General features: G+C 64.2%; 5 protein-coding genes and 2 riboswitches. Of the genes, 4 read left to right on the top strand and 1 reads right to left on the bottom strand.

Going from position 1 to position 9,225, the window contains the following annotated elements; all coding sequences use genetic code 11:
* Window positions 1-252: 252 nt before the first annotated feature.
* A riboswitch (cobalamin riboswitch) is annotated at window positions 253-495 on the bottom strand.
* 91 nt (window positions 496-586) lie between these two features.
* A riboswitch (cobalamin riboswitch) is annotated at window positions 587-865 on the top strand.
* A gap of 203 nt (window positions 866-1,068) precedes the next feature.
* The 4 genes from cobW (at window position 1,069) to ABH945_RS32510 (ending at window position 7,765) form a co-directional block, all read left to right on the top strand.
* Window positions 1,069-2,175, top strand: a complete 1,107-nt coding sequence (gene cobW / locus ABH945_RS32495; protein WP_429253389.1) for a cobalamin biosynthesis protein CobW — start codon at window positions 1,069-1,071, stop codon at window positions 2,173-2,175.
* Window positions 2,176-2,181: 6 nt separating this feature from the next.
* Window positions 2,182-5,994 (top strand): cobaltochelatase subunit CobN, encoded by a 3,813-nt coding sequence (cobN, locus tag ABH945_RS32500; RefSeq protein ID WP_429253390.1) that lies wholly within the window; start codon window positions 2,182-2,184, stop codon window positions 5,992-5,994.
* Window positions 5,991-7,085 carry an ATP-binding protein gene (locus ABH945_RS32505; protein ID WP_429253391.1) on the top strand — a complete coding sequence of 365 codons (1,095 nt, stop codon included), beginning with the start codon at window positions 5,991-5,993 and terminating at the stop codon, window positions 7,083-7,085. The genes cobN and ABH945_RS32505 overlap by 4 nt, the downstream gene beginning before the upstream one ends.
* A 98-nt stretch (window positions 7,086-7,183) precedes the next feature.
* Window positions 7,184-7,765, top strand: a complete 582-nt coding sequence (locus tag ABH945_RS32510; protein ID WP_429253400.1) for a vWA domain-containing protein — start codon at window positions 7,184-7,186, stop codon at window positions 7,763-7,765.
* Window positions 7,766-7,831: 66 nt separating this feature from the next.
* On the opposite strand, the gene ABH945_RS32515 is transcribed toward ABH945_RS32510, so the two are convergent.
* On the bottom strand, window positions 7,832-8,782 hold the full coding sequence (locus tag ABH945_RS32515) for a flagellar brake protein (RefSeq protein ID WP_429253392.1): 951 nt from the start codon (window positions 8,780-8,782) through the stop codon (window positions 7,832-7,834).
* Window positions 8,783-9,225 lie beyond the last annotated feature (443 nt).

Consider the following 9,225-nt stretch of genomic DNA (forward strand, 5'->3'; position numbering starts at 1 on the left):
CATGTCATAACGGACGAAGCGGCCGAAACGGATCGGGAACGGAAAGCGGCAGAACGCCGGACAGCGGACAGTGAAATCATGTGATGCGACAACGGATTCAGGCATGGCGAACAACGCGACCCGTCACGCTGTTTTCGACAAACACGCGAACGGAATACGGCTACGCCATGCTTTAACGCCTTCACATCCGTCCCTCGCGGATTCCAGCGGCCGGCGGCGAGAAATTCGAGATTCGTCGAGATTCGTCGAGATTCGCCGCCTCCGCGTCTGGCCGGTATCCGGGCTGGCGGCCTCATGCGCTTTGCCTTCCCGCCCCGATTCACGGGACAGTGGCATCGAAAAAACGCATGCGCGGCGCAGCAGAAGTGAATCTGGCGCAGCAGGTCGCTTACCGTTGCGGGGACAGCACAGGTTGAGCGCACGAACGCGCTGCCTGTTTCCCGTTTAACTGCACACGCGAACGCATGTGCGGGCACCAAACGCGCGCATACGATAGCACAGGACGCCCCGCCCGCTAAGCGTTTCCGGCTGATGCGGGCGGCTTTGCCGCAGCTTCCGGCGCCTTGACTGCGGCGTCTTGCGCGCCTAAACTCGCACGCACTTTGGTGCTCGTGTGCGCTCTCGTGCGCATGCAGTTAAACGGGAAACAGGGTGCCCACCTTCTCTGGATCGGGTCAACCTGTGCTGCCCCCGCAACGGTAAGCGAAAAGTGGTGTCGGCTTCATGCGCGACACCGCGGAGCCGGCTTCGATGTCCACGCGCAAGGCCGCGTCGGCATATCACCACTGGGCGAGAAATCACTCGTCCGGGAAGGGGAAGCGGCGCTTTCGCCAGCCCGGATACCGGCCAGATCAAGCAGGACACCCGTCGCGGGGATGCGACGGCGCGTTCATGACCTCATTCCCGCTTTCTGTTTTTCTGTTGTCGCGGCAACGCCGTCGTTCGTCCCCGTGTTTATATTGTCGTGGCCCGTCGCGCTTCAGCTTTCAGCTTGCGCCCGGCCATGCCGATGCAGACAGACGAACCGACGCGCCGGCGCACGTGCAACCCCTACGGATGGACCTCACGATGCAAACTCAAATGCGCAAGATTCCCGTCACCATCGTCACGGGCTTTCTCGGCAGCGGCAAAACCACGTTGCTGCGGCACATCCTTCAGCATGCGGGCGGCAAGCGCATCGCGGTGATCGTCAACGAGTTCGGCGAACTCGGTATCGACGGGGAAATCCTGAAGGGGTGCGGGATCGGCTGCGATGAAAACGGCGTCGAAACCGAAGGGCAACTGTACGAACTCGCGAACGGCTGCCTGTGCTGCACCGTGCAGGAAGAGTTTTTTCCGGTGATGGAAAAGCTCGTCGAGCGGCGCGGCCAGATCGATCACGTGCTGATCGAAACCTCCGGCCTCGCGTTGCCGAAACCGCTCGTGCAGGCGTTCAACTGGCCGCAAATCAAGAACAGTTTCACGGTCGACGCGGTCGTCACGGTGGTGGACGGCCCGGCTGCGGCAAGCGGCCAGTTCGCCGAAAACCCCGTCGCCGTCGATGCGCAGCGCAAAGCTGATCCGAATCTCGATCACGAATCGCCGCTGCACGAGTTGTTCGAAGACCAGTTGTCGGCGGCCGATCTGGTGATTCTGAACAAGACCGATCTGCTCGACGACGCGCAGCAAAGCGCGGTCGAAGCGGTGATTCGCGAGGAAATTCCGCCGCAGGTGAAGATCGTGCGCGCGCAACGCGGCGAACTGGATCTGCACACGCTGCTCGGTCTCGAAGCGGCATCGGAGGAAACGATCCACTTGCGCCACGATCACCACGGTTCCGCCGACGACGCCGATCATCACCACGACGAATTCGATTCGGTGGTCGTGCAGGCGGATGCGCCGTCGCGCGAAGCGGTGATCGCCGCGTTGCAGAAGCTGGTCGAGGCGAACACGATTTATCGCGTGAAGGGTTTTGCCGCGTTGCCGGGTGCGCCGATGCGTCTGGTGATTCAGGGCGTGGGCCGTCGCTTCGACAGCTATTTCGATCGACGCTGGCAGGCGGGCGAGGGCAATCAGAGCCGCTTCGTGCTGATCGGCGAGGACCTCGATCAGCCTGCGCTGCAACGCGCGTTCGACGCCGCGCTCGGCGTGGTGGCGTCGAATGCGGCGCCCGCCGCTGCAGCGAACCAGGCGTAAGCGCTCATGCATCTGCTGCGCACCACGCCGGGCGGTTTTGTCGACGATACCCAGGGCGTGATCCGTATCGATCAGCAGCCCGCCGATATCGTGGTGCTCAGTTCCGCCGACACCACGCTGTCGCTGCTGGCGAGCGTGTTTCCACGTTTGGGTGACGGCTTTCCGAGCATCCGGCTCGCGAACGTCACCTATTTGCGGCAACCGGCGTCGGTCGATTTTTATATCGAAGACGTGTTGCAGCATGCGCGGGTGGTGGTGGTCGACCATCTCGGCGGCGAGGCGTACTGGCCGTACGGCATCGAACAGGTGGTCGCGCTCGCGGAGCGCAACGGCCAAACGCTCGCGATGTTTTCCGGCGATTTGCAGGAAGACCCAAATCTGCTCGCGCGCAGCACGGCGGATGCCGATCTGTGCCATCAGTTGTGGCGTTATCTGCGGGAAGGCGGTCCGCAAAATGCCGAGGCGTTTTTGCGTTGTATCGCTTTCCGGAATTTTGGCTGGGGACACGAACCTGCACCGCCGCGCGCGCTGCCGGCGGCGGCGTTGTATCACCCGGAGCACGACACGCCGACCGTTGCCGACTGGCAGGCGCGCTGGCAGCCGAATGCGCCGGTCGCGGCGATTCTGTTCTACAAGGCGCATCTGCAGGCGGCCAACACGGCCGTGTTCGATGCGCTGATCGACGCGCTCGAAGGGCAAGGTCTGAATCCGCTGCCGCTCGCGATTACGTCGCTGAAAGACGCGATGAGCCGCGACGTCGTGCAGTCGTTATGCGCGCAGCACGACGTTTCGCTCGTATTGAATACGACCGCGTTCGCGGCGAGTGCGATCGACGACCCCGAGCCGCTCGCGCTCGCGGGCGATGCGCCGGTGTTCCAGGTGATCCTGAGCGGCGGCAATCGCGACGACTGGGTCAAGGACAACCAGGGTCTCAATTCGCGCGATATCGCGATGCATATCGCGCTGCCCGAAGTGGACGGCCGCATCATCACGCGCGCGATCAGCTTCAAGGGGCTTGCTTATCGGTGTCCGCATACGCAGGTCGACGTGGTCCGCTATCAGCCGGATCTCGAACGCGTGAGCTTTCTCGCTGAGTTGAGCCGTCGCTGGTGCCGTCTGCGTACGCTCGATAACGCGGACAAGAAACTCGCGCTGATCCTCGCCAATTATCCGATGAGCGAAGGGCGCATCGGCAATGGCGTGGGACTCGATACGCCGGCTTCGGTGGTCGGCATCCTGTCGATGCTGGGCGATGAGGGCTACCGTCTCGCCAGTTCGGACGATCTGCCCGCGAACGGCGACGCACTGCTCAAGAAGCTGACGGAAGGCGTGACCAACGATCCGGTGGTCCGCGATCTGCGTCCCGCGTTGCAAAGCCTCGCGCTCGACGACTATCTGACGCATTTCAACGCGCTGCCCGCTGAGACGCGGCAAGCGTTGAACGCGCGCTGGGGTACCCCCGAGCAGGACCCGACGCTGCGGCGCGGCCGCTTCATGATCGCGGGCTGGCGTTGCGGGCATGTGTTTGTCGGCATCCAGCCGTCGCGTTCGCGCGAACAGGGCGATTACGCGAGCTATCACGACGCCGAACTCGTGCCGCCGCATTCCTATCTGGCGTTCTATTTCTGGCTGCGTCATCAGTTCGGGATCGACGCGGTCGTGCATGTCGGCAAGCACGGCAACCTCGAATGGCTGCCGGGCAAGAGCGTCGCGTTGAGCGATACGTGCTGGCCCGACCTGATTCTCGGGCCGATGCCGCATCTGTATCCGTTCATCGTCAACGATCCGGGCGAGGGCAGCCAGGCCAAACGGCGCGCGCAGGCGGTCATCGTCGATCACCTGATGCCGCCGCTCACGCGCGCTGAAAGTTATGGGCCGCTGCAGGATCTGGAGCGGCAGGTCGACGAATACTACGACGCGCTAATGGTCGATCCGCGCCGCTCGAAGCTGTTGCGGCGCACGATTCTCGCGACCATCGTCGAACATAAGCTGCACGAGGAACTGAGTCTCGCCGCGCCGAGCGGACAGGACGACGAAGACGCGTTGCTCACGCGCGTCGATGCGTGGCTGTGCGAGTTGAAGGAAGCGCAGATTCGCGATGGTCTGCACACGTTCGGGCAATCGCCGGACGGCGTGCAGCGGCGCGATACGCTGCTGGCGCTGGGGCGTTTCCCGGTTGGTGACGGACAGGGCGCGAAGGCCGGACTGATCGACGCGCTTGCTTGCGATCTGCGGATGGATCACCTGTTCGATCCGTTGTCGGTGGATTGGGCGGCGGCCTGGGAAGGGCCGCGTCCCGAGGTGTTGCAGCAGGTCAGCGATGCGCCGTGGCGTCATTGCGGCGATACGCGAGAGCGTCTGGAATTGCTCGCAGCAGAGTTGTTGCGCGGTGTTTGCGGTGAAGTCGAGCCTTTAGCTTCCGACGCTTCGCTCGAAAGCTTGCCGCGTGCCGCGCAGGTGATCGGGCGCTTGCGCAATGACGTTTTGCCGCGTCTGGACGCCTGCGGTCCGCAGGAAATGACGCATCTGAAGCGCGGTCTCGAAGGACGTTTCGTGCCGCCGGGGCCGAGTGGTTCGCCGTCGCGCGGACGCCCCGACGTGCTGCCCACCGGCCGCAACTTCTATTCCGTCGACACCCGCGCCGTGCCCACGCAAGCCGCGTGGTCGCTCGGCTTGAAATCCGCGCAACAGTTGATCGAGCGGCATCTGCAGGAAAAGGGCGATTACCCGCGTGCCATTGGACTCTCGGTCTGGGGCACGGCCACGATGCGAACCGGCGGCGATGACATCGCGCAGGCGCTCGCGCTGTTGGGCGTGCGGCCAAAATGGGCGCCCGGCAGCCATCGCGTGACCGATTTCGAAATCATGCCGATCGAAGCATTCGACCGGCCGCGTATCGACGTCACGTTGCGTGTGTCGGGCTTTTTCCGCGATGCGTTCGCGAACGTGATGCATCTGTTCGATGCCGCCGTGCAGGCGGTCGCCGAACTCGACGAACCCGAAGACCTGAACCCGATCCGCGCCCGCGTGCTGCGCGAACGCGATGCGCTGATCGCGCGCGGCATGGACGCCGCCGAGGCGCGCAGGCGGGCCGGCTGGCGCGTGTTCAGCGCTCGGCCGGGCGCGTATGGCGCGGGTCTGCAGGACATGATCGACTCGCAGCAGTGGCAGACCGACGCCGATCTCGCAAACGCGTATCAGGCATGGGGCGGTTATGCGTACACGCAGAAGCGCGCGGGCGAGGAAGCGCGTCACGCGTTCGGCGCGCGGCTGGCATCGATGGACGTGGTGTTGCAGAACCAGGATAACCGCGAGCACGACCTGCTCGACTCGAACGACTACTACCAGTTCCAGGGCGGCATGGTCGCGGCCGTGCGGCACCTTGCAGGTAATCAGCCGAGCGTGTATCACGCGGATCACAGCAATCCGGCCGCGCCGCGCGTGCGCACGCTGCACGAAGAGATCGCGCGGGTGGTGCGTTCGCGGGTGGTCAATCCGAAGTGGATCGACGGCGTGATGCGTCATGGCTACAAGGGCGCGGCGGAAATCGCGGCGACCGTCGACTATCTCTATGGTTACGACGCGACCGCGCGGGTGATTTCGGATCATCAATATGCGCTCGTCACCGACGCGTATCTGAACGACGCCGATACCCGCGAGTTCCTGCAGCGGCACAATCCGCACGCGTTGCATTCGGTCTGCGAGCGCCTGCTCGAAGCGATGCAGCGCGGGCTCTGGCAGGAACCCGGCGACTATCGCGCGCAGGTCGAGCAGCATCTGCTCGCGAGCGAACAGCAGATTGAAGGGATGCAATCATGAATGCCACGACGCAGGGCGCAGTCCGGCGGCCCGTTTTTCCGTTTGCCGCGCTGATCGGCCAGGCGCCGTTGCAGCAGGCGCTGCTGCTGGCCGCGATCGATCCTGGCTTAAGCGGCGTGCTGGTCAGCGGTCCGCGCGGCACGGCGAAATCCACCGCTGCGCGCGCGTTGGCCGAGTTGCTGCCGCAAGGGCAACTGGTGAATCTGCCGCTCGGTGCCAGCGAGGACCGGCTGATCGGCACGCTCGACATCGAGACCGTGTTGCGCGACGGCTCGGTGCGGTTTGCGCCGGGGCTGCTCGCGAAAGCGCACCAGGGCGTGCTGTACGTGGATGAAGTCAACCTGCTGCCCGACGCGCTGGTCGATGCGTTGCTCGACGCGGCGGCGAGCGGCGTGAATACGGTGGAGCGCGACGGCGTCTCGCATAGTCACGACGCGAGCTTCGTGCTGATCGGCACGATGAATCCCGAAGAGGGCGAGTTGCGGCCGCAATTGATCGACCGGTTTGGCTTGATGGTCGAGTTGCAGAACTGTTTTGACGCGCAGGTGCGCCAGGCGATCGTGAAGGCGCGGCTCGCGTTCGATCTCGATCCGCAAGGGTTTCGCGCGGGTTATGCGCAGCAGCAGGCGGAATTTGTCGAGCGTATTCGCGCGGCGCGTGAAGCGCTGCCGCAGCTTTCTTTCGACGACGCGGTGCACGCGCGCGTCAGCGCGCTGTGCATCGATGCAGCGGTGGATGGGCTGCGCGCCGATCTGGTGATGCTGCGCGCGGCGCGTGCGTTGGCGGCGCTGGAGCAGGCCGCCGAGGTGACGGCGGAGCATGTCGACCGCGTTGCTGAGGCTGTGCTGGTTCATCGGCGCCACGCGCGGCAGACGGAGTCGGGGGCGGATTCAGGCGCTCACGCAGATGCAAACGCAGATGCAAACGCGGGGCAGTCGTCCTCTGCGTCCCCTTCGAGTTCATCGTCTGCGCCCGATATGGCGCAGGCCGCCCCTGCTTCTCGCGATAGCGACTGGGGTTACCTGCCGCCCGAACCTGCTAACACGACCTATGTCAAAGGCGTCATCCCGCTCAGCGCAAAAAAACGCTGAGCCATCGGAAGGGCGCCGCCGCTGACTCGCGCAGCGGTTTTCGATGGCGGCAGAAGGTCGGCGCAAGCTCGCGCAGTCGTTTGAGCCATTCGGGCGGCATGCCGGGCAAACGCATCGCATGGCCGCCCACGCTCGCCGCGATGCGCGGCGACACGCTGCGCGCCGCGCATCTGCGCTTCGTGCGTGAAGTGCCGCGTGGCGGAGTGCTGCACTGTTTCGTGCTCGATTGTTCAGGGTCGATGCTGGCCGGGCAGCGGCTCGCGCTCGCCAAAGGCCTGCTGATAGCGCTGTTCGATCGTGCGAGCGCTGCGCGTGCCGAGGCGGCACTGATCTGCTTTGGCCGCACTGGCGCGGATGTGCGCTTCGGCCCGGCAGTGCCGCGCTGGTGGAATGAGCGCTGGTTGAGGCCTGTGGGCGGTGGCGGGGGTACGCCGCTCGCGTCCGGCGTCCTGCGGGCCGCGCAGTTGCTGGAGCGCAGCGCCCGCGTCAAACCCGCGCAGCAGCGCTGGCTGTGGATCCTGACCGATGGCCGCACGCACGACCAGCCAGTGCGTCCTCTGGATGCCGATGTGGTCGTGTTCGTCGATTTCGAGCGGGGAGCGATACGGTTGGGCCGCTGTGAAGCCCTCGCCGATGCCTGGGGGGCGCGGCGGTTTACGCCGGAAGAACTGATCGGCTGAGCGGCGCGCGCGCGGCGTACCTGTTACATGCCGCGTGCGCCGCTCGTTGCCCGAGCTTTTTCGCTGTTATCTCAGACTGTTCGACCAGTACTGAACGTCGTCCTGACGGTCGAATACATAGACCTTCATCGCCATCTGCTGGTTGACGTCGAGCTGGTCGAGTTCCAGACCGTGGCTGGTCGGGTCGCCCGGGTTGCTACCTTTCTGCACGTTGCGGATCACGGCGGTGGTTTCGATTGCGGTATCGAGATCCGCCGACTTCAGATGGTAGGCAACCCGCAGCCGCTCGCCGACCGCACCCAGCGTCCACGATGCGGTCAACGACATGCCGAGCGCGCTAATTCCTTTTGCCAGCCCCAGCCCCTCATAAGAATCCCCCGTCTCGCCGATGCCGAAACGTACCGGCAGATGCGCCTGAACGCGGATCGACTTGCGCTCCCGAAGCCGGCGGATCGCACCTGGCCTCGACAGCACGACGTAGTCGAACGGCGCGCGGCAGATCGACTCGACCGTGCAGACGAAGCGGAACACGGCCTGACTGGCGATCGCGACTATCTCGATGTTTTCGCCGAGACCCAGCGCAAGCGGTCGGCCTTGATGAAGCGGCGGCGTGACGAACAGCGCGTGATTCGGCGCAAATCCGATAATCCGGCACGGAAGCATGGGCGCAGCACTGCCGACCTGAGGACGGATGCCGATCAGCGCGCCGATTTCAAGGTGCATGTCCTTGATCGTCAGTTCGCTGTTTGAGTCTGTCTGGTGATCAGGCCGGGCGGGCGCTGGCGCGGCGGGGTTCAGCAGATCACCGCGCTGCGGCTTGAAATGCGTGAACAGGAAGGTGCGCTCGTCGGCGGTCGCCAGAATGGTTCCGCCGGCAAACAGCAGCGTTCCGTCGATATCGGCAATCGGCCACGCGAGCGGCGTGCCTACCGGCACGGCCTCCAGAGTGAGCTCCGGGGACTGCGACGGGGCGGGGGCGGGTGTTTCCTCAACGTGTTCCTCGACGGGGTTGTCCATGGTCGGCGGTAAGTTAAGTGAAGGGATATCTTGGTTGACGGCGGTGGTCGAGAAAACTTTAGGTTGGGGGGCTGGCGGTGCGGCTTCCATCCATGCAATTTTCTTTCTGATTTTTTCCTCGCTCGATGTCGGGCGAGGATGAGGTGCAGGAATCGCTGGTCTTTGGAAGCTGTGTGGGCGCTGCTGGAGTCGTTAGGGCGGCGTGATGTTTTTTCGAAGTAAATCGGATCACTAACTAACTTGGCGCGAACAAGTGATAGGACACTTTCGCCTTCCTGGTCGACCTCGTCCGGGTAGTTCTCGGTTTCGTGAAAATTTTGTGAAAAGGGGGTTGACGGGGTTCGGTCTGATCGCCATAATCTCGTTTCTCTGCTGCAGACGCAGCGACGCAGAACGAAGCGGTGCCGGGTGGTTGAAGTGGGCGCAGTTTTGTGAGCGGATCG

It is taken from the genome of Paraburkholderia sp. GAS333, from assembly GCF_050435665.1.
In the GTDB taxonomy this organism is placed as follows: domain Bacteria; phylum Pseudomonadota; class Gammaproteobacteria; order Burkholderiales; family Burkholderiaceae; genus Paraburkholderia; species Paraburkholderia fungorum_A.